This window comes from Thalassoglobus polymorphus (assembly GCF_007744255.1).
Lineage (GTDB): Bacteria > Planctomycetota > Planctomycetia > Planctomycetales > Planctomycetaceae > Thalassoglobus > Thalassoglobus polymorphus.
In genome coordinates, this window is record NZ_CP036267.1 from 3950688 (window position 1) to 3974045 (window position 23358).

Here is a 23358-nt window from a genome sequence, read left to right on the forward strand (position 1 = left end):
CTTTCGAATTGGAATCAACTCATGACGAGTGTTCCGTGATCTGGTTTCAGGGTTATGTTGTCTCGGGTTCTTTTTCAGTCATTCGTTCGAGGATCTCTCGCAGTTCAAGCCTTGCCCGGTGAATACGACTCCGGACCGTTCCAATCGGGCACCCCAGAACGGCAGCGATTTCGTCGTATCTCATGCCTTCCATTTCTTTAAGAATCAGCGAGTCCCGATAATCAGGTGCTAGCTGATTTAAGGCAGTTTGAACTTGTTGGATTTTCTCTTCAGTTTGCAAATTGTGGGAGGGCTCAAGGGTGGGATCGTTGTCTGCGGGTTCATTCCCCGTCTGTTCATAACTGGCATCCAGGGAGCCAGCGCGACGTTTCAGTTTTCTGCGATTCGTCACAGCTGCGTTGTAGGCAATCCGAAACAGCCAGGAGTAAAACGACGCTTCCTTGCGAAATGTTCCGAGTTTTTCAAATGCGGACAGGAATGCTTCCTGAGCGACATCGCGCGCATCATGAAACGAGCCCAGCATGTGAACAAGCGTACCGCATAGTCGATCCTGATACCGCAAGACCAACTCTCCGAACGCTTCGTTGTCCCCAGCCAGGGTTTTTTCGATCAGCCGGATATCGTCTGACTTCACACTCACCCTTTTTTGTATCCTCCGAAAACCTTATTGATGAAAATCTTCCCTGGGTCTGAGAGGCCAATTTCAAGTTTCCGGAACAGTCCTTATCACATTTTCAGTCTTTTTCGCGTTCGTATAGATCAATCATCGATTGACTCTTGGACGACTTTTCTCACGTTTCAGTTCCTGAAAACGAACTGATTTCATGAAATTCCGAAGATTGACGCCTCAGACATCCCTGGCTCTCCTCTATCCCGTTGGCTTTTACTCAATTTTGACAGTAACTTCAGAATTGATCCTGAAACTTGAAATTGCTCTCTCAAACGTTGAGGAAAGCGGCTTTTCCAGAGGTTTTAGGACTGGTTCTAGAGCAAACTGCTTTCAGTCTGACGTTTTGATGCCTAACAGGTGCTAATCTGTATCGAGATGGGTGATAATCATGCAGCCTCGGGACCACCCTGAGCTGCCTGGAGTTCTTGCATCAGCACGCGAATTTCGTTGGTCGCGACGGTGTCCATGTCGACCTTGACCAGTTGCCGGACAATCTCTGCGGCTCCGACATCTGAAAGATCAGCATCTTCGAGCGAGTCGAATCGATCTGCCGGGTCTGGTGCGATCATTTTGGTCAGCATTTCAACAATCGTTGAGTTTCTCGCGAGGTCCTTTGGTAAAATTTCGGGAATCCGCTCCCATGTCGCGGTTTTCAGGCGGATGAGTTCATTCCGGTCGGTGACGCCCACAAACGGGACTTTTCCCGAGAGTAATTCCAACAACACATACCCCAAACTGGCCAAGTCTGAAAGTGGTGTGTGAGTGGCCCCGCGGAGAACTTCAACGGGTGCGTATCTCCAAGTCCACGTCGGGCGTTCCGGGGGAGCGTTGATTGAGAACGATGATCCAAGGTCGATGATCTTGCTGTTTCCAGTCTGTTTGACCATCACATTCGCAGGCTTCATATCTGCATGAATCACACCTTCCCGGTGTAGTGCAGAGAGCCCCGCCAGACATTCTCGAAAGATCCCCATCGCCACGCTCGGCATCATTCGAGATTGAAAACCGGCGTCGGTGATGACGACGTCATTAATGTAATCCCAGCGATCTGGCTTCACTTTGTGTCGAATCGATTCGAGAACGGTCGGCGACAACAGTCGGCGCATATCAATCCCGTCGATCCATTCACAAGCGAGAACCAGGATCCCTTCGTATTCAATGACGTTATAAACGTCGAGGATATGATCCTGCTGTATTTTCGAAACCTGCATCGCCACCGCAGCCAGTCGTGACATTTCGCGACGATACATCTCAACATCGTCGTAGCCATCTGGTCGATAGAACTTCAGGGCGAGGTCAAAACTGACCTGAAAAGCACCTTCTCGCTCACTGAGAAAGACTCTTCCCTGTCCTCCAGAGCCGAGAACTTTCTTCAGTCGATACACTTGTTCCCAAGAGACAGCTTGTCGGCCAATGATGTCCTGATAGTGTCGATTTAAGCGACTTGCGGATTCCTCCCGGTTCTTGCCAAGGAACAATTCATGCTCGCCTGGGCTAAAGACTTTTGTGATGTCCATATCTTCTTTCGTCTTGTCCGTAGAATCACTCATCGCGTTCACAACGACCCTTTCTGCTCACACTCGTGCACGACTTCATGGTCTGCCTCGGGTTAAATACCATTCGGATTCGCGCACGCTTTACGCCAATGAACGTGCAAAACATTTATGGATTGTGGAGGACATTCTGAGCGAAACTCAGCTCAAAATGTCATATTGAACCTGAAAAAAGAGGTGTCTCAAAGGATTCTGCGAGCTCGCTGGCCTAATCACTTTAACGTCAACAAATGTCAATCATCTTGGATAAACCGTTATCTCAGTAGCGGGAATCGTTGGCCACATTTGCCTGAAACTTCGACCATAAAAACACTTACGTCTCAAAATAACTGTAACTGGACAGAATGCGTCATGATCGCAGTCAGCAATCCTCAAGAAACCACTCCGATGAAAGATTTTCGCGGGCTCTGCGCGCATTGAAAATGCACTCATCCTTGACCTGCGAACACCCCAAAACCTTTACCACTAAAAAGCTTACAGTTTCGGAAAACTGAAAGTGCAGTTTTCTACTCACGTCCTGCCGGACATAACTCGCTGCGTGACACCAAGCTTCCCGCAGCCTATTGATTGCTTATCAAACTCCATGAGATGTCGAGCGAACCTACCAAACCCTTGAATGAACATTCGAAAACAAGATCTCAGAACAGCTTCCAAGCTTGTCGGGGTTATGTAATAGTTTAGCTCGACTTGCAACGTCAGAGGAGAGCAAGTTTGCCTCCGTATGAATTTTGTTCACGAATCATTCATTTTAGCCATCTTTCAATAATTATCACCTGCTTCGCAGTTCTCAAGAACGACACAGATGCGAAGAAATGACTATGATCAAGCAACATTGGCTCAGGCAACGTTGAATTGATGTCCACAAAAAACGGGGCTGAACAGGCTCGCCACGCCTTATTTAAGACGTTTTTTGAAGACATTTGTCTTCATGGTGTTTGTAAAGAGTGCTTTCCATGTGATGAAACGCTCACTTCCACGAGGCTGAGTGCGTACATGATTTCAAATCTGATCTAGCAACCCTGCGACAAAAACATTGGGAATGATCAGTTTGTATAAATTTTCCTCACGAGATGAACTGCTTGCTGAGATCAATATGAATCGATCTTCTTTTCTAAAATTCTATGCGATGTCCAGTTTCCTGACACTCCAACTGCTTCTCGCGTTCACCACTACCACGGTAGCCAGTGCAGAAGAAACCGTGGATGAAACGGGGCGAGCAGTACGACCAAACGTGCTCTTCATTTCTGTTGACGATCTAAATGACTGGGTCGGTTGCCTCCAAGGTCATCCTCAAGCCCACACGCCTAATATTGATCGACTCGCTGATCGTGGAACACTCTTCACAACCGCTCACTGCCAAGGTCCGATCTGTGGACCGTCAAGGTCTTCGCTGCTCTCCGGTTTGTATCCTCACAGCACCGGTGTCTACCAGCAACCACGCGGCAAGGCTCTTGCCGAAGACCAACAGCATTTTCGCGGAAAACTCCTCCCGGAGTATTTCTCTAAACAGGGCTACCACACGATGGGCGTGGGCAAAATCACTCACGGGTACCCTGAAAAACTCGCCTTCAATGAATATGGAGGGTGGAAGGATGGTTTCGGGCCGAAACCCAAGCAAGGCAGGCGGTTTAATTATGAATTGCCTGAGACTCCCTATTCAGGCACTCAAACTGATTGGGGAGCGTTCCCGAAAAAAGACGAACAGATGCCCGATTTCCGATCGGCCAGTTGGGCCATCGAGAAACTCAATCAGGACTATGACAAGCCCTTCTTTCTTGCGGTCGGAATGGTCCGCCCTCATGTTCCATTTTACGTTCCAGAGAAATGGTTTGAGCGCTTCCCATTAGACGAAATCATCCTCCCCAAGGTTCGCGAAGAAGACCAGAATGACATCCCCGAGATTGGTGTCAAAATCCACGAGATGCCCGCGTTTCCGAATCTGGGCTGGCTACAACAAAAAGACGACGTGCAATTCAAGAAATGTATCCAAGCTTACCTGGCGTGCATCACGTTTATGGATCATCAAGTCGGACGAGTCCTGGAGGCACTTCATGAAAGCCCTCACGCAGACAACACGATTGTTGTCCTCTTCAGCGACCACGGCTATCACTTGGGCGAAAAAAACCGTGTTTCAAAGCACAGCTTGTGGGAAGAGTCCACGAGAGTCCCACTCATCATTTCATTGCCGGAACAGGAATTTGCACAAACGACTTCATTACCAGTCGGATTGATCGACCTTTACCCGACTCTTCTTGAACTCTGCAACTTACCGCCAAATGAATCGAATGAAGGTGTGAGTCTTGTCCCTTTGATTCAAGGCAAGCCTGTCCCAGATTGGCGGATCGGAATTTTGACGACCTACGCGAAAGGGAACCACTCAATTCGAACGGAAAACATTCGTCTGATCCGCTACGAAGATGGTTCTTTCGAACTTTATGATCATCGATTTGATCCGGAAGAGTTCGAGAATCTCGCCGGCCCCGCTCAGTTTGATCGTCGTGCCATGGAGATCAATTACGATATCGCACAGGCTCTCAGCAAACTGATGCCCAAAGACGAAGCTCCGTATCACCCCGCCACAAGTCCTGCTCCGGTCAACGCCTGGTTTGAGAAACACTTAAAAGCGAACGGGATTGAATAACCGGTACCTCAGCAGGTTCAGACCACAAATCAGAATCCGGCAGCGAGATTGCGGAGTGTTCTCAAATGCCATCTCGACTCATGCTGACTTTATGCAGTCTTCCGAAACGGATTATCGCCGTCCTTGTCAGTTTCCTGTTGAGCTTGAGCGGTCAACTGCTGAAGATAATTTTCGAGTCGCCCTTGAGCTTTCTGAAGATGCGATGCCTTCTCCGACAACAATTCTTCACGCTTGGCGAGTTCAGCTGAACGGATTTCCAACTCTGCAGCAAGCGAATCAATCGATTGCTGATCCTGGGTCTGCTCGGCGGCTTCCATGAGCGCATCCGCTCCACTGACCTGAGCAGCTTCGACCTCTTCAATCGCTCGAATCTCTTCGCCAAGCAGATCAATGAGATCCTCTGCGGAGATTTCTCGAAGATCTACGTTTTCGTCCTCAACATTCTCGCTGCTGTCATCTTCAACGACATTTTCAGAACTGCCCAGTGTTCTCTCATCGACCACAAAAACGAAATCGCCGATCTCGACCAAGTCACCTTTATGAAGTGCAGATTCCCGAACCGGAGATCGATTCACGAGGAGCTGTGGTTCTTGGACAACCGCATCAATCCAGAGACCGGCCTCCACTGGGATGATCACGCTATGGAGAATTGGCATTTCTCCTCCCAGCTGAAGGTGGCAATTACTCCCCGCTCCGATCAGAAATCGCTCCTGGTCAATTGGGCGTTCCGGGTGCTTCGTCCGTCCACGCTCAATGCGGAGGGAAAATTGACGTTCAGGCGAGTCGGTTGAACTCATCGCACAGCCTCTGTTCATCCATTCACAGAATTGCTCATCACTCTTGTCAGAAAAGAGGAGCGCAATCCATCCTTGGTGGAAAGGACCACCACATCTCCTAGATCGGCCCCTCGAAAAGAGGTTCGTTAGGGGAAATTTGTCCAGCACCGGAAAAATGTCAATAATTCTTCTAATCGGAACTCCGGATTTGATGGATTCCCGCCTTGGTGGCACACTCCATTTTCAGGAAGTCTCTGTCATTGCTATACTTTGAGCAGATTCTGTTAAGGCAAACTGTGTTCACACGGGACAAACGGCCCTGCCGAAGCAGTCATTGAAATTCGAACTTCTCTCTCATTTCTATCGTTCTCAGATACATCCCGAAATTGATTTGCTGTTTTGACTTGGAGTGACTAAATGTCTGCCACGAAAACCGCGGCTCCCGCAACGGATACAAAACCACTTAAAGATGGCCCTGCCGAATGGAAGATCAAAGGAGTCGAACCGGAGATTAACAAGCTCTTCAAGCTTCAAATCAAACACGAAGCATCCGACTTGCATCTTCAGACAAACAAACCTGCGATGCTTCGCGTGCGAGGTGCAATCCGCGAACTCAGCATGCCACCGCTCACAGAAGAACAGTTGTGGGCGATGTTCTATGAAGTCATGGACGATCGCAACAAGCGAATTTTCGAAGAAGAGGGTGGAGCCGATTTCGCTCACATCGTCTCAGACGGTGGAAGTGACTGGCGGTTTCGTGTGAATCTGTTCAAGCAACTCGGCTTGCCCGGAATGGTCGCTCGTAAAGTGGAGCAAACGATTCCCCCGTTTGAAAAATTGTTCCTCCCGCCGGTCATGGAAGAACTTTGTAAGTACGATCAGGGAATGGTATTGCTCGCCGGGGTGACTGGGTCAGGTAAGTCAACAACGATTGCCTCGATGCTCGACTGGATCAACAAACAGTACCGCAAGCACATCCTCACAATTGAAGATCCGATTGAATTCATCTACACCCCTGACAAATGCCTGATCAATCAACGTGAAATCGGGATGGACGTCAAGGACTTCAGCATCGCCATGAAGCATGCTGTCCGTGAAGATCCGGATATCATTCTGGTGGGGGAATTGCGAGACATGGAAACCTTCGAAACCGCCATCCATGCCGCGGAAACCGGTCACTTGGTCTTCGGAACCATTCACGCCTCAAGTGCTCCGGGAACGATTCAACGTATTCTGGATTTGTTCCCACAATCCATGCATAGCGCCATTCGAGCGAGTATGGCGATGAACATGAAAGCGATTGTCGGTCAAAAACTGCTAAAGACAATTGTGGATCAACCATCACGGGTTCCGATTGTGGAAATCATGCGATTCAACCCCACAGTCAGAAAGCTGATCCTCGAAGCTTCAGACGAAAAGCTCTCGGCTGCCATTCGTCTTGGAAAAGACGAAGGAATGCAGTTGTTTAATGATTCATTGTATTCGTTTGTCGATCGTGAGTTAGTCAGCCGTCAGGCTGCATTCGAGATTTCGCCGAACGTGGAAGAACTCAAGATGATGATCAAGGGAATCGATGTGAAAGGTCCAGCGATTCTTTAGAGCGTCCTTCGAATTGGCGTCACACCTCGAATGTTCGTTTTGAAATCAAAACAGAGATTGAACCGTGGACTTGTGAAGAGCGTCTGAACGAACAGTTCCACCAATCAGGTCTGTTCGTTCAGTTCGACTCGCAGAAAAAGTTGTCGCGAATTGATTCGTACTTTCGAAACTGATGCATGCCAAAGTAGAACTTCACTGACTTTCAGTGAACGAGAGCAGTCGCTGAAGTCTTATCAAGTATTTCAACGACTTTCACCACGAACAGATGAAATCATGTCGGAGAAGGAATCGAAGCTGTGAATTCGTTGAAATCAATAATCATCACACTGGGGATGCTGTCCCTCCTGAGCTTCTCGCAAGCTGGGTTGGCTCAACAACCAGCGTCAGCGCCACCTCCTAATCAGGGAGGAACACTCCCCGCTCAACAGCAATCGATAACATCGGTGGGAAAACACCCGAAGCCTCACGATGGTTTCGCTCGTGGAAATGTGGTCCCTTCTCGGCCGGACCACGGTCTCCAAACCAGAGTGGCACCTCAGGTTGGAATGTATCTTTCCGTCGTGAAGCTTGTCGTTTTGATTGCCGTTCTGGCGTTCTGGCTTCACTACATGAACTGGGTCCATGAAGATAGTCGCGGCCTTCAAGTCCGCCCTCCGTTCTGGAATAGCTTGATGCTCATGGGAGGTGTGGCTGCTTTTCCTGCAGTCCTTTGCGTCCCGGTTTTTGCTGCTGGTTTTTTTGTGATGCTGGCATCAATCGGATCTCCGCTTGGATTTTATATCGTAGAGAGAAACAGCCGCGTTCCAGACTCACGCAAGGTGATGACGCGAGATCACTTGACCAAATGGTCCCGCCGCCAGTTGGCCAAGGTTGGCATCAACATTGGTGGACGAGAGAAGACTGACACAGCCTCCGGTCCGCCGATCAAGTTTATGGGAAAAACGAAATCGGGTCAGCGTGACGACAACCGCACTCGCCAAGTCGAATCGTCCCGAGGATACGTCGCTGCCAAGGAACTCGTTTACGATGCACTGCTGCGACGCGCAACCGACATCCACCTGGAACCCAAAGACGACGAACTCTCTGTACGAATCCGAATCGACGGCGTCATGTACCCTGCCGAACCATTCGACAAAGCGATCGGCGATGCCATCGTCAACATCTTCAAAGTTTTGTGTGCAATTGATATCACCGAAAAACGACGTTCACAAGATGGCTCGTTTGGTGCAATTGTGGAAGGTCGAGAAATCGATTTTCGTGTTGCTTCACAAGGAACGCGACACGGCGAAAAGTTGAGCATGCGTATCCTTGACCAGACCAATTCCGTCGGAACGATCGAGGGGCTGGGAATGAGGAAACAACTGCAACGCGAGCTTGAAAGCACAATCGTTCAGCCACACGGATTGATGCTCGTTTGCGGCCCGACTGGTGCGGGAAAATCAACAACGCTGTATGCCTGCATCAACGGAATCGACAGCTACGAAAAAAACATCATCACCGTCGAGGATCCCGTTGAATACAAGATGGACAACGTCACTCAAATTGAAGTGAACACAAAGTCTGGAAACACATTCGGCCAGTCTCTGCGCAGCATTCTCCGACAAGATCCCGACGTCATCATGATCGGGGAAATCCGCGATGAAGAGACCGCCAAAATTGCCTGCCAGGCCGCGAACACCGGGCACATGGTCTTTTCAACTGTCCACGCAAACGACACCATCACCGCTTTATATCGCTTGCTCGATCTGGGCGTTGAGCCGTTTATGATTTCGACATCAATCTCTGCAATTCTTGCTCAACGCCTGGCCCGTCGCCTCTGTACAAAATGTCGTGAAGCCTATAAACCCAAGGCAGAACTTCTTAAGGCGGTTGGCTTACCCCCAGAAAAAATCAAAGAGTTCTATCGTCCTCCCACGAAACCGACCTCAATCTGTACGAAGTGCAATGGACTCGGTTATCTGGGGCGTGTGGGCGTATTTGAGATGCTGATCATCACACCACGAATTCGAGACATGATTCGCGATGCTGCGAATATGTCTGCCATTCGAAACGAAGCCCGCAAAAACGGGATGCTTTACATGCAGGAAGAAGGCCTTCGGCTTGTTGTCCGGGGACTCACCTCCGTTGACGAAATTAGCCGCGTCGTCAAGTAGAAGCTTCGAAAAGCAATCCGCAGCGAGGAGCCCGCAACCACTTGAGTCCGAGCCAAGAAAAGATTGGCTGATCGTGAGCATTTTGGGGAATGATGGACGCGTTCTATTACGTAGCGAGCAGTCCATGATGTCACGAAAGTGACATTCACGGGCACCATCAGCTACGAAAGTGCAATTCTCCCGGTGTTCATGTGATCTCCAGATTCATCATGACTCAGCTGAATTACCTTACAAGCCAGGCACTTTTTTACATCGAGATTTTGGTTACGGAGTTGTCGAATCCACACCCACAAAACTAGACTCCCCCCGAGGATTTAGCAAAGTTTTGTGTTCCACCTTCTTGCATTGGATTCGCGATGCCGCTCTTTGAAATTGAAACAGATGCACACATCATGGTCGGCTGGGCGGCCAATGACGAGGAAGCAATCCAACTCGCTCAAGAGCACTACCCTGATGAAGCGGTGAGGCGAGTCCTTCAACGTCCACGAGATGTTTGGGTCATTTCAAAACGTCTCCTCGGAATTGAATCCTCAGTCACTCCTTGTGAAGTCGCTCGCGACTGCCTCTCCAAAGCTTCGGGAGATAAGGTTCATGCTATCCGGTTGTATCGCCAGGAAACCGGAGTCGACTTACACGAAGCTCAACTCGCGATCGAAAGCAACATGTCTCTCGGTTGGTAACAGGCCAGAAAGCAGCATTCAAAAACACGCCTCGGCAAATGTCCCTGCGTCGATAATAAGGAGGTCGATGTGATTATTGACCGCATCGAGATCTTTCATGTCGCCCTCCCACTGATCACGCCCTGGCGGACAGCGTATGGAGAAGACTCGGTTGTGGAGTCGGTCCTGTGCCGGATGACTTCTGGTTCAACCGAGGCATGGGGGGAAAGTTGTCCGCTGGCTGCTCCCTGTTACAGCCCGGAATGGGCTGGTGGAATTTTCGAGACAGCGAAACGCTGGCTGGCTCCCAGAGTCCTCGGGCAAGAGTTCAATTCTGGCGAAGAGATTCAACAAGCACTCTCGATTTACAAAGGCAACTCTTTCGCCAAAGCGTTGATTGATAACACATGGTGGACGCTGCACGCGAAACTCTCTGAACAACCCTTACACCAATTGTTTAGTGCCAATAGAAATTGCATCCCTGTCGGAGCCGACTTCGGAGTGCAGGACTCGATTGAAGAACTGCTCGATCTGATCCATCAAGCGGTCGCTGAAGGATTTCCGCGAATCAAGTTGAAGTTCCGCCCCGGCTGGGATCTCCCGATGCTTCGATCGGTTCGCGATGAATTCCCGGAGACAGTCTTTCACATCGATTGCAATAGCGGGTATACGCTCGCAGACCTCAGCTTGTTTGAGGAGATCGATTCACTCGGCCTGGCAATGATCGAACAGCCACTCAGCTTTGATGATCTGCATGACCACGCCAAACTTCAGTCAAGGTTGAGGACTCCAATTTGCCTGGACGAAAGTATTTCATCGCCTGAGCGAGCGAGAAAAGCGATCGAATTGAAGGCCTGTCAGTACATCAACATCAAACCGGGGCGCGTCGGCGGAATCACCAATGCGATCAAAATTCACAACGACTGTGAAGATGCCGGCATTCCCTGCTGGGTCGGTGGAATGCTGGAGAGTTCCGTAGGGGGGGCAATTTGTATCTCTCTGGGAATGCTTGAAAACTTCTCTTATCCCGCTGATATTTTCCCCAGTTCAAACTATTACAAAACGGATCTAGGATCGGTTCCCATCACGATTGAGAAAGACCATCACGGAATTCCAAGCGTCCGCGCTATGCACCCTCTCCCGACTCCACACCCTGAACGTTTGAGTCAATGCACCGTCCAATCAGCTGTTATCCGTTGACCACTTGTGCGGTCATGACGGTATGGGGAGTCGTACCGGTCGTGGAGTTCGTGAATAACACAAATTTTCAGGAATTCTTCTATCGATAGGGCGTCTTTCCATCGTACCATAGATAGACCGCTTCGCTGAGATGACGGTTTAGGGCCGAAATAACGGCCTGGGAGTCTCCTACAGCATTTTTCAAATCGGTGTTCGGTTAGTGCCTCGTGACGAACATCGATTTCATTAGAACTGATCCGAATACCTGATATCGCTCGCTCAAACGTTGAGAAAGGCGGTAATTTCAGGAGTTGTCGGACTGGTTCGAGAGAAACGCGTTCTTCATGGGCACACAGCCAATCAGCACACAGGCAATCACCTGACAAGACGCTCAATTCGCGGACACAAGAAACACGAAAGTGTTCTAAAACCCGCAAGTAACACGAGTGAAATCGAACTGGAACACTGGAGTTCCGGAGCTCTCTTTCAGGTTTTGTTAGAGCAAAAAAATGCTTCAGAGGCCAAAACATCCGGGATTTCAAGTCTTGTACGGGAAGAGAACAGTGAAAATCAAGGTTTTGCTTTTGGTCATTGGCGTTTGCTTGATTGCTGCTGAGTCACTACCTGCTCAAGGGGTCGTTGTCGAGCAGAGTTCTCGATCAGCCCGCCCTGCGCCGTCATCGCAGCCAGCAGGGAAGCCGACTTCCGGGCCACCTTCTACTGGGAAAGATGGCAAACCAGCGGAGAAGGCTGACGAGAAAGACAAAAAAGAAAGTAGCGATCAAAAAGCGTCGCCCAAAACCATCACTCGTAGCGACTACAAACCTGACCCGCTCGAACAGCCCCTTCCCATCGACTTAGACTCAGAAGGGACGGTGAAGTTTAACTTCCATGGAACTCCGTGGCCCGTCGTTCTGGATTGGCTGGCCCGCTACTCACACCTCAACCTCGATTGGCAGGAACTCCCCGGCGATTACGTCAATCTACGAACTCAACGGACTTACTCCGCCGCAGAAGCACGCGACATGATCAATCGGCATCTGCTGGCTCGCGGATATACTCTTTTAGTCCACGACGAACTTCTCTCGGTTGCCAAAATCTCAACTCTCAATCCGGGGCTCGTTCCTCGAGTCCAGGCAGAAGACCTCAACCAGTGTCTGCCACACGAATTTGTGAAAGTCTCTCTGCCACTTGATTGGATTCTGGCGGATGAGGCTGTTGAGCAACTGAAGCCAATGCTCAGCCCCAATGGGAAGTTACATGCAATCACATCGGTCAATCGACTAGAGGCAGTCGACGTGGCGGCAAACCTGCAAGAGGTTTACAACCTGCTCACAACAGAGCAAAGGAAATCCAATTCCGATGGAGGACTTGTTCGTGAGTTCAAGCTGAAACATGTTCGTGCGGTCGACGTGATTGGATCGTTGTATGGGATTCTCGGTTTGCGACAACCGGAGTCACTCTCCGGTGACTCCAATGATATTTCCGGAAGTTCAAGCAGACAAATCATGCAGCAACTGCAACGGATGCAGCAACAACAGCAACAGCGAGGAAACTCTTCAGGCGCCAAAGGAAAAGAAGAAACAGAGCCAAAGCTGGTTCTCAACGAACGCGAAAACAGCATTCTGGCACACGCCTCCCCAGACAAAATGGAGATCATTGCCCAAACGATTAAGGCGATGGATGTCGCTTCTGATCCGACGAAACATATCCTCCAAAATCTGGACGGAATGAAAGTCTATCGTCTGTCGACTTTAAAGCCGGACCCACTCGTCAAGATCCTTTCAGAAATTGGCGACCTCTCCCCAACATCCAAGATTCAAGTCGATTCGGAAAACAATGCCATCATTGTGCATGGATCGCTCGCTGACCATGTCACGATTCAATCATTAGTTGACCGACTCGATGGAAGCAGCCGTCAGTTTCATGTGGTGACATTAAGACGATTACGTGCCCGCGATGTCGCTGGAACCATTCAGTACATGCTGGGTGAAGAAGAGGAGGAAGAAGATAATTCGCGATCCCGGTACTATGGGTACTACGGAAGTTACCGCGGGAATCAGTCAGAGACCACGAAAGACAAACGTCCATTTCGAGTCGATGCAGATGTCGAGAACAATCGCCTCCTCGTGTGGGCGAATGAATCGGAACGAGGAGAAATCGACAACCTGCTCATCAAAATGGGAGAGTTCCCAGCAGGTAAATCCAACCCCGCGAGATCGCGAACAGTCGATCTTTACTCCGATGAAAATGCAGAACGACTTTTGGAAGAAGTCGAACGAGTCTGGCAGCGGAACAAACAGAACCAGCTCAACATCGAAACTTCCAAAGAAAATTCTGAAAAGCCAGCTGCCCAAAAGCCAATCGAGCAGAAGCAGAATGAAGTTCACTTGAATTCAAAAACCGCAATTCACTTAGCATCTGAGCTGAAAACAGCTGAGCTCGCCCAAACTCAGCCAACCCAAACTGAACATACCCAAACTCTTCCTGAGCAATCAGACCTTGCTCAGCGACCCCAATTTGACCAGCATCCACTCGCAGAATCAGAAGTCACGCCCGCTCCGATCACCATCCGGCAGCTCCCCGATGGGCGACTTCAAATCCGATCTGAGGATACCGAAGCGCTCGATGAGTTGGAGTATCTCATTGCCGAACTCGCTCCAAAATCTCCTGACTACAAAATTTATCAAATCAAATACGCCTGGCCGTTTGGGGTCGAGTTGCTCCTCGACGACTTCTTTACATCGGAAGAAGATGAAGAAGAGATTCTCGACTGGTTCGGAAATACGCGGACGTTCAATAAACAATCGCCGGATCGTCTCTCGACACAAAGAAAGTTAAAAATCATTTCAGACGACGATTCTCGCACGCTGCTCGTTCAAGGTGCGACCGCTCAACAACTGGCGATTATTGAAGAGCTCCTTGAAATTTACGATCGACCGGAATCGAGTGACCCCCAATCGATCCGCGTCACCAAAATCTTCCATATCGAATTCTCGCAAGCTGCTGTCATTTCAGAAACCGTGAAGGCTGTCTATCGAGACTTGTTGAGCGCCAATGACCCTGCTCTGCAAACCAAAGGGAAAGATGGCCAGAATCAACAACAGCCATCCTCACAAGGAATTACGTTTGCCCCGTTTCGGAACAATGAAGAGAAGAAAGAAGCAGACCAACCACAAGAGCCGATCAAGTTCAAAGGGCTGCTTTCGATTGGTGTCGACGAAGTTTCCAACACGCTTGTCGTCTCCGCAGCCAGCGGACTTATCGAGGGAATTACTGAATTGATCGAAACTCTTGATGTTGCCGCCAAACCTGACAATTCTGTCAAAGTTCTTTCAGTGAACCCCGGAATCAGCCCATCCTTTCTTCGAGACCGGCTGCACCAGTCCTTCGGAATTGGTGGAAAGTTAAGCGTTTCAACGACAGGAGCAAATCGAAAAGGCAAGAACAACAACGCGAACCCAGCGAGTCCTCAACCTGGCCAAAACAACAACGCTCAGCCCTCAAGTGAGTGACTGATCGCTTCATCAAACCGAAATTGAAGCTCTCCCGCCCGCTTCAGCCTGTCTCAACTCTTGACGATATCATGGACAATCTTTCCATGGACATCGGTGAGTCGCATATCCCTGCCGCTGTAACGCACTGTCAGAGCAGTATGCTCGATCCCGAGCAGATGCAAAATCGTGGCATGCAGGTCGTACATCTCAAGGCGATTTTCAATCGCATGGTAACCGTATTCGTCGGTCGCTCCGTAGCTGATGCCTCCCTGGACTCCACCGCCAGCCATCCAAATTGAGAACCCAAATGGATTATGATCTCGGCCATCCGCTCCTTGTGCAAAAGGTGTTCTCCCGAACTCGCCTGCCCAAATGACGAGCGTCTCATCGAGTAGGCCACGCCGTTTCAAATCCTGGAGAAGTGCCGCAATCGGCTGATCGACAGACCGGGCATTTTTCGTGTGTCCGTCGACCAGCTTTGAATGTTGATCCCACCGATCTCCCGCTCCGCCGGGACACGTCAGCTGAATAAAGCGAACACCACGCTCGACCATCCTGCGAGCAACCAGACAAGCTTGCCCAAAGGTTTTGGTTCCTGCCCAGTCAGCTTGCAAGCCATACATTTTTTGCGTTGCCTCAGATTCCTGAGACAAATCCATCAATTCTGGAACTGCAGACTGCATTCGAAATGCGAGTTCGTAGTTTGAAATTGCAGACTCAATCGCATCGTGACGCCCCTCCCGAGCCAATAAGCTCCGATCCATCTTTCGCATCAGTTCAAGTTTTCGCAACTGAGCAGCCTTTGAGATATTTTTCGGTAAGATATCTGCAACCGGGGTTGCGCCCTCTTTGAAGACCGATCCCTGAAAGGTCGCTGGAAGAAATCCACTGCCAAAGCAGGCCAGCCCTCCCGGTGGAATCAGACCACTATTCAAGACCACAAAACCGGGAAGCTCCTGGCTTTCAGTCCCCAAACCGTAGGTCACCCACGCCCCCATACTGGGGCGGCCTTGTAAACCATGCCCTGTGTGAAGGAAATAGTTTGCCCCGGTATGTTCGGGGAATTCCGAAGTCATTGAACGTATCACACAAAGATCATCGACACATGTCGCCACATTCGGAAACAGCTCACTCACCGGAAGACCGCTCTCACCATGTTGTTTGAACTTCCAAGGCGAGCCGAGTGTCGAGCCATTGTTTGCAAACTGAGTTGGCTGAACTTTCATTTTGAACGGTTGGCCGTTCTCTTTCGTTAAAAGCGGCTTGGGATCAAAGGTGTCGACCTGCGACGGCCCTCCGTCCATGTAAAGAAAGATGACATTCTTCGCACGCTGCGGGTACTGCAGATAAGATTTCTGCTCACCTGATGAGGTCTCTGCCTGCAACTGCTGCCAGTTTAAGGCGGAGAGCGATACTGCCCCAAATCCAAGGGCAGATTGCGTCAGCCATTGACGCCGATTCAGCGGATTTTGAAATGATGATTGCATGAAAATATTGTTGATAAAATTCGTGTGCTTTTCTTCGAAGCATCTTTATTACGGAGTTGCTTCGACTGGTCGTCGTTGCTTGGCTAACTCTTCGTAGTAACGTTGCAAAAGATCCGCATATTTCTTGGGAACTGGATCTCTGTCGATCGGTACCAGTTCTTCATTCGGATCACGTCGAGCAATTTCTTCAGCGATTTCCTGCTGTAATTCGACCATTGGACCATACACCGATGTGCGGACCAATTCCCAGTCAGGAGCTTTTGAGTGCCGTTTCATGTCGATCCGCATTTGCCGAGCACGTTCGCGAATCGTTGCAACCTGCGTACGCAATTCCGGGCTGGTAACCATCTCTTCGAGATCTCGCATTCGATCGGACCATTCTTTGTAGTCATCTCCAGTGAGTGGACGTTGTGGACCGTCCCCGCCTCCGTTTTGGGCTCCTCCTTCCTGAAACAGGTTCCCAAGTTGCTGGCCAAGATTAGGACGATCCTGTCCTGATTGTGAGCCCTGCCCCGGTTGCTGTCCCGGTTGCTGTCCCGGTTGCTGACCCTCAGGATTCGGGGTACTCTCGGTAGACTTCGGGCTCGGCTTTCCATCCCGTGAAGGGTTGTCATCCTGACTTGTCACTGGAGCTTCCGCCGGGACATTTTCGCCACCAGGCTGATTACTATCTTCTGGTGTCTGCTCCGACTTTCCTGATTGTTGTCCCGTTTTTTGACCGGGGTGCTTCTGCTCAGCATTGTCCTGCCCTGTTTGATTGTCGCTCGCTTTCGAGTTCTCCGCTCCATTATCGCGAAGCTCGTTTTCGATGGCACGTGTCAGTTCATCGAGAACTTCACTGGCAGCTGCCAAGGCTTCACCTTCATCGCCAAGAATTGATTCGGCAGCTTCTTCGACTCCCTGCTGTAAGCGTTCGATCCCCTGCTGGGCCTGAGCCTGAGCCTTCTTCGCTTCTTCTTCGATTCCGTAGCGTTGCAATTGAGCCGCTCCTTCGAGTGCCTCTTCTGGTTCGAATTTGCGAAGGTCTCGCATCGTGTCGTACAGTTTTCGAGAGAGAAGCGGCTCGGTATTTTCTGATTCTTCAACGAGTTCCTTAGTCCGATCAAGGAGGCCTCCTAAGCGTTCCTTTTGAGCTTCGAGAGCTTTGGCTATCTCTTCGCGATCTTTCGACTCTTCCGCCGGTCGCAATGATTTTTGCTTTGGTGGTTCGTTGCTTTTTTCCTCGCCATTCATGGCATTTGCAATTTCTTGCTGGTTCTCAGAAAGCTCGCGAGCATCCTTCCGGAGTTCACGGACCGCATCGGCAAACTGGCTGGCCGTTTGATTTTTGAATTCTTCTTGAAGCTCATTGAGTTCGCGTTGCGCGCGTGTCCCCTCTGTCAATGCTTTCGAGGTTTGTTGCTCTTTGAGAGACTCCGCTGCACGTCGGACACGCTCTCGAGTTTCGTCGACCTTTTCGCGTGCTTCGGCCATACGTTCGCGGTTTTCTTCAGTACTCATCCGCTCTTTGAGTTCATCGAGATTACGGAGTAGCTCCTCTTGTTCTTCCTGAAGTCTCTTCAATTCGCGATTCAATTCTTCTTTCTGTTTTGCATCGGTTTCGTCTCGAAGCTTGTTCTCCAATTCACGAATTTTCTCATTAAGATCTTCTTGGCGTCGGGCCAGTTCTCGCAATCGATTAAGAACCTGCAACGTTTCACGCTGTTCTTGTTGTTGCTGCTGTTGTTGGGCTTGCCGTTCGGTCTCGTACCGGTCACGATCATTCTTCAGCTCGAGGGCCTTCATTTGTCGGTTACGATCTTGCTGACTTGAACTCTGAGATTGACTTTGCGACTGTTGAGACTGCTGGACATTCTTTTCTCTCGAGTTCAGCTTCAGCAATCCCTGATAGGCTTCCTGAGCTTTCGAGCGTGCATCATGGAGGAGCTCGAGATCATTTTTGGTTAACGCACCTGCGAAGTGCCGAGAGGCCGAGGTCATCAACTCCATTGCTTCGACGAGATGAACTTTCATTTGCTCATCGTCGATCTTCTCCATCAACTCTTCTGCCATCGTGATCGCTTGTTCTTGCGATTCAAACAGGACTTCCGTTGACTCAGCAAACTTCGGAGAAGGTTCCTTTCGCGACTCAGATCGAATCAGGTTCCAGGCAGCCGTGACGATTTGCCTCTGAACTTCAAGTAGTTTTCCCGATTGAGTTCCATCCTGTTGTTGCTGCTGTTGCTGTTGCTGCTGTTGTTGGTTCGCAGGGACTTCTCGAAAGATTTCTTCAAAAGGCCTGACTTCGGAGAAAAAAATGTCGCTGAATGCTCGACGCTGCTCCCCATCCGGTCCAATATCGTCAGCATAGAAATAGTACGAGATGAGTTGATCGGGATTGAGTTTCAGTTGCTCTAAGTGCAACAGGTGGTCCATCGTGGCCTTTTCATTTTTCCCGGCCTTCTCTCCCAGTACCATCCCAGCCTGTTTTCCATCGGGAGTTTCATAGACAAGTCCGTACTCCACTAATCCGAAATCATCCGACGCGTTCGCTTGCAGCGACAGTTCTTCTAGCGGAGAAACCCGGACATCACGAGCAGGAAAGGCAACTTTCAGATTTGCCGGTTGATTCGGAAGAACTTGAATCACAAACTCGGGAGCATCTCGATTACTGCGATCGTTTTCATCAGTCAGAACTAACCGAAATTTTTGTTTGCCCGGCTTTGAAGAGGCCCAATCGAGAGCAAGCTGATTGGTTCCTGGCTGTGCAGTCTCCAACTCAAGCCGGTTTCCATCGTCATCGACAAAAGCTGCTGACTTCACATTTTTGTTCAATTCGAACTCAAAGTTAATCTTGGCTCCCTCGACGACACTTAAGCGTCGAACATTTTCAATCGTTTCGGCATCAAGTCCTGTGTAGTCCGGGAACTGAATTTCTGCATCCGCTTTCAAGAGTTCCGGGTAGGTGAAAGTGGTGACGGAAAACTCATCCGAGTTCTGCTGATCATATTCAATGCGATAAGTCAGATCTCGAACAATTTCAGGAATTCGACCGCCGAAGACAGGATCATCGAGACTCTTTTGTAAGGGGACACGAATTTCGTTCGCGTTCTGATCAACAGCGACGAGGGTAACATCCACCGGCAAGCGCTCCCCGAACCGAGCGAGGACAAGTAAACTCGTTCCGCGTTCCACTTCGGCGTCACCAGGATCCACGCTAATCTCAATCGGTGTCTGCAAGTCGAGAACTTCCTCGACAACCTGATCAGCTTGTTGCTCTGAGCTTGAAAGTGGTGGAGACGTTGGTGCTTCAAGGACGAGAAAGAGACAGGTCAGCATCGCGGCAATACGACAGAATCTCGTTGGTGAAAAAGATTTCACAGCTCGCGACCAGTGATGATTGCGTTCGTGCTGCAAAACATTGGTGATCACTTCGGACTGCAAATAGTTCAGTTCCCAGCGGCCCATAGCTGGGCTTTGTCGCAACGCTGCCAGAAGCATCGAATCCAGTTCCGGAAACTCGTTTTCTAGTAACAAGGCCGCTTCTGATCGGTCGGTCGCTTTTGCTCGCCCCACGATGATTGAAGAAACAATCGAGATTGGGATACAAACGAGGATCGCTTTCAGAAGCTCGATTCGTGGCTGGCCGTCGATCAACATTCCCAGCAGCACGATCGCTAAAACCGTCCAGCATACGAGAGATGCTTTAATCGCTCTTAAACGTCGCATCCTCGCGACAACTTCATCCAGACGTCGGAGCAAACGGGCATCGGACATACTGTCTCTCCTGAACTCTGCAAGGGAACACCCATCAAAGATCGCATGTTAATCTTACCCGATTTTGCGGATGATGACAGCCTGGTTTCAATCGATCCAACCTCATCAACAATTTAATCCATCACAGGTGGGGTAAACTGTTCCGGTTTTAGGACATGTTGCCTAAATTCATCTTGGCACAGTCAGAGAAACTGACCTTTTGACTCAAGTTGCTCCTGCAATGGCGATAGTATTCAGGAACTGATCCCACTTGAGCAGATTTCTCATTTCAACAGAAGTGCTCTCACGACATCGGGACTGGGAACAGGAGCACGCCTCCTGGACCGGGAACCAATGTCATACTGCCGAATCGTCGGCGATGAGCGGTTTTGTTCAGGTCAACAGATCAGGAAACGATCAGGAATTCTCATGAACCCGGACCCCTGTTTTAGAACCAGTCCGAAAACTACTGGAATGGTCGCTTTCCTCAACGTTTGAGAGAGCAATTTCAAGTTTCAGGATCAGTTCTAGTTTTATTGATGAAGCAGGAATATGAGAATTCTAAATCAGCTTAAAAAATAGATGAACGCGAACGGACTTGTGGAGATGAGTGATTCATTACATGAAAAGCAATCTTCACGGACAAAAAGCACGAAAGTGTTCTATTGAAAGTGAAAACGACTGATCAGATGTTGCTCTGATCAAATTGTTCTGATGTTGGACAATTCCTGGAAAGATTTTATTGAATTCCAGGTGGCGTTTTGGCAGTATGGAGGCGTGTATGAATCAGGATGATTCTTTTGAACCCATGATTTTTACACCAATGAGGAGACAACCATGAGGAATGTGTTGTGGGGAGTCGCGGCATTTGCCTTAGCGATCTCTGGGGAGGCCACAGCGCAGGCTGGCTGGTTCTGCGGAACCGCTGGCTATAATCGCTGTGCAGTCGCGCATTGCCAACCAACTGCGTGTTACACTGCTTGCAAAGTCGAGCGAGAAACATGCTACCGGACTGTTTACGAATCAATCTGTGAACCAGTTCAGGAAACTTACAATCGAACGGTTTACGACACCGTCTACGAAGATGTCGAACAAACCTGCTATCGCAATGTTGTCAAACAACAATTTCGCGAAGAAGAATACCAGGTGAGCCGACAGGTCTTTGAAACTTCTTATCAGGAAAAAGAATACACAGTTCAACGCCCTGTGTGGGAAACTTCCTATCGAGAAGAGTCTTATCAGGTGCGGCGTCCCGTGTGGACCACCGAGAACCGACAAACAACTCGTACAGTCATGCGACCGGTCACGGAAACCGTGAATCGACAAGTGACACGAACAGTCATGCGGCAAGTTACGGAAACTGTGAACCAGGAACGTTGCTACCGAGTCATGCAACCGGTCACAACTTACCGAACTGTCCGTCGAGTTGTGCAGTGTGAACCACCACCGGTCTGCGATCCTTGTGCGCAAGCACCGATGCCAGCAAGACGACCTTGCTTCGCCTGCTGCCCATGGCTGTGCCCCTTCAAAAACTTTGGTTGGGGAGCAGGACGAGTTGCTTATCGTCCTCGCACACGAGTCATCACTGAGCAAGTTCCTTGCACCGTTTATGTGCCGAAAGTCGTTCGACAAGTTTGCCCCGTGCAAGTCTGCAGATTAGTCCCTGAACAAGTTGTCGAAAACTGTCCGGTCCAGGTCTGTCGCATGGTCCCCGAACAAGTCGTTGACAACTGTGAAGTTCGAGTTTGCAAATGGGTTTGCGAAACACAAACACGCAAAATCCCAGTGCGGACGTGCCGAATGGTCAGCGAAGTCAAGACATCTAAAATCCCGGTTCAGACATGCAAAACCGTGACGGAAGTCCGTACTCGTAAAGTTCCATTCTGCACAGTCGAGAAAGTCCCTTACACAGTGACTCACAGAGTTGCTCGACAGGTCGCTCGACAAGAACCATGCACCGTTACACGAATGGTCACCAAACTGGTTCCGCGTCAAGTCGCCTATGAAGTTTGCCGAATGGTTCCCGTCCAACAATGTTACACCGTTCAACCGTGCGATAGCTGTGGAGTTCCATCAGGACTCGGCGGATGTGCAAACGGGGACTGTGGCACCATTCAACACGACGCCAATAAACCTGTTCCGCAAGCAGACCCAACACTTTCTGCTCCAGCCAAAGAAGAATCTGGCCCAGAAGTGAACCCAACTCCAAGTGGACCTTCCGCTTAATCGATTTTAAATCTCCTGTCTCTGTGAAGAGTTCGATTCATGTCGTGATTCGCAAACTTCCAGAAGACCGAGAGAGTTCCACGGTTTCAAAATGATCTGACATCTGGAACATTGAGTTCGCTCAAAGCACACAAAACGACTGGAATTTGTTCCCGTCGCAAGTGTGACGCGACAACCAAAGCTTGCTAAAATCGCCCACGCAAACTCCTTGCGTGGGCGATCTTTTTCGTTGAACTACAGGTGTCGGAGACTTCGCTTCACGCCCGACTTGAGTCCCCGTGAGCTATCATGTATTCAGAGGAGATGGACGACTCAGGAGAATGCTCCATCTCTGATCGATCTACGATTTCTCCCCGCGACGAATTAAGAATCAGGCCGCGACTCGAACCACTGACCTTCTGATGCTTTTCATTCACTCCCTGCGAACGAAAGTTTCAATTCACCGATGACTTCAGGCGAAACTAAAAAAAAGCGAACAGATCTGATTCGCGTGTGGCTGGCACGGTTTCTGGTCGCCTACTTTCTCGTCGCCTATATTCTGCTCCCATTTGTCTGGAAACAGTACACGCGCAGGCATCCTGTGCTGGATGAAAGTCCTCGATTGACGACGACCGGAGATGGCCACGCAGGAGACCCACTGAATATCGCTTTAGTCGGGACGGAAGCCGAAATCAAGGAGATCATGAAGAAGGCCAAATGGTATCCGGCTGATCCGCTCGGGTTTCGTAGCGACCTGAAAATCGCTGCCGACACAGTTCTGAAACGCTCGTATGTTGAGGCTCCTGTGAGCAGTTTGTACCTATTCGGTCGGAAGGAAGACCTCGCCTTCGAACAGCCTGTGGGGAACGATCCGCGGAAGCGTCATCATGTGCGGTTCTGGAAAAACCCTGAGCCAGATCAACAAGGAAGGCAGTTCTGGCTGGGATCAGCTTCATACGACGAACGTGTTGGCTTCAGCCACACGACTGGTGAAATTACGCATCATATCGCTCCCGACGTTGATAAAGAGCGGGACCATCTACTCCACGACTTACAACAAACTCAAGACTTGTCAGAGGTCTCAACAATCCCCGATTTCCACAAAATTCTTGAAGGGAAAAATGGAGGCGGAGACCGCTGGTACACCGACGGAGCCATGGCAGTCGCTGTCATCAAGAATGATTAACTCAAAATCATATTGGCG

General features: G+C 49.8%; 13 protein-coding genes. 8 read left to right on the forward strand and 5 right to left on the reverse strand.

The genetic code is table 11. The features are described 5' to 3' along the window. Positions 1 to 52 precede the first annotated feature (52 nt). The gene (locus tag Mal48_RS14170) at positions 53 to 640 is read right to left on the reverse strand and encodes an RNA polymerase sigma factor (protein ID WP_231739581.1); all 588 of its coding nucleotides are present in this window, start codon (positions 638 to 640) and stop codon (positions 53 to 55) included. Between the two features lie 416 nt (positions 641 to 1056). Then, on the reverse strand, positions 1057 to 2220 hold the full coding sequence (locus Mal48_RS14175) for a serine/threonine protein kinase (protein WP_145200679.1): 1164 nt from the start codon (positions 2218 to 2220) through the stop codon (positions 1057 to 1059). Between the two features lie 1096 nt (positions 2221 to 3316). Here Mal48_RS14175 and Mal48_RS14180 point away from each other — a divergent pair. Then, positions 3317 to 4864, forward strand: a complete 1548-nt coding sequence (locus Mal48_RS14180) for a sulfatase (RefSeq protein WP_197441707.1) — start codon at positions 3317 to 3319, stop codon at positions 4862 to 4864. An 89-nt stretch (positions 4865 to 4953) separates the two neighbouring features. Here the strand turns inward: Mal48_RS14180 and Mal48_RS14185 are convergent, their stop codons facing one another. Then, positions 4954 to 5661 carry an FHA domain-containing protein gene (locus tag Mal48_RS14185; protein ID WP_145200685.1) on the reverse strand — a complete coding sequence of 236 codons (708 nt, stop codon included), beginning with the start codon at positions 5659 to 5661 and terminating at the stop codon, positions 4954 to 4956. A 396-nt stretch (positions 5662 to 6057) separates the two neighbouring features. On the opposite strand from Mal48_RS14185, the gene Mal48_RS14190 reads away from it, so the two are divergent. From Mal48_RS14190 to Mal48_RS14210, 5 genes are all read left to right on the forward strand, one after another. Continuing rightward, entirely contained in the window at positions 6058 to 7239 is a 1182-nt protein-coding gene (locus tag Mal48_RS14190; RefSeq protein ID WP_145200689.1) for a type IV pilus twitching motility protein PilT, read from the forward strand. 296 nt (positions 7240 to 7535) lie between these two features. Continuing rightward, the gene (locus tag Mal48_RS14195) at positions 7536 to 9392 is read left to right on the forward strand and encodes a GspE/PulE family protein (protein ID WP_231739583.1); all 1857 of its coding nucleotides are present in this window, start codon (positions 7536 to 7538) and stop codon (positions 9390 to 9392) included. 356 nt (positions 9393 to 9748) lie between these two features. After that, positions 9749 to 10072, forward strand: a complete 324-nt coding sequence (locus Mal48_RS14200; protein ID WP_145200693.1) for a DUF6793 family protein — start codon at positions 9749 to 9751, stop codon at positions 10070 to 10072. Between the two features lie 69 nt (positions 10073 to 10141). Continuing rightward, on the forward strand, positions 10142 to 11251 hold the full coding sequence (menC, locus tag Mal48_RS14205) for an o-succinylbenzoate synthase (RefSeq protein ID WP_145200696.1): 1110 nt from the start codon (positions 10142 to 10144) through the stop codon (positions 11249 to 11251). 542 nt (positions 11252 to 11793) lie between these two features. After that, entirely contained in the window at positions 11794 to 14745 is a 2952-nt protein-coding gene (locus Mal48_RS14210; protein WP_197441708.1) for a secretin N-terminal domain-containing protein, read from the forward strand. Between the two features lie 53 nt (positions 14746 to 14798). Here the strand turns inward: Mal48_RS14210 and Mal48_RS14215 are convergent, their stop codons facing one another. Beyond that, positions 14799 to 16214: a DUF1501 domain-containing protein gene (locus Mal48_RS14215; protein ID WP_145200703.1), complete on the reverse strand. Its 1416-nt coding sequence runs from the start codon at positions 16212 to 16214 to the stop codon at positions 14799 to 14801. Between the two features lie 48 nt (positions 16215 to 16262). Further along, entirely contained in the window at positions 16263 to 19970 is a 3708-nt protein-coding gene (locus Mal48_RS14220; protein ID WP_145200706.1) for a coiled-coil domain-containing protein, read from the reverse strand. Positions 19971 to 20786: 816 nt separating this feature from the next. On the opposite strand from Mal48_RS14220, the gene Mal48_RS14225 reads away from it, so the two are divergent. Further along, positions 20787 to 22175 (forward strand): hypothetical protein, encoded by a 1389-nt coding sequence (locus tag Mal48_RS14225; protein ID WP_145200709.1) that lies wholly within the window; start codon positions 20787 to 20789, stop codon positions 22173 to 22175. A gap of 445 nt (positions 22176 to 22620) precedes the next feature. Then, positions 22621 to 23340, forward strand: a complete 720-nt coding sequence (locus Mal48_RS14230) for an LssY C-terminal domain-containing protein (RefSeq protein ID WP_145200712.1) — start codon at positions 22621 to 22623, stop codon at positions 23338 to 23340. Positions 23341 to 23358: the final 18 nt, after the last annotated feature.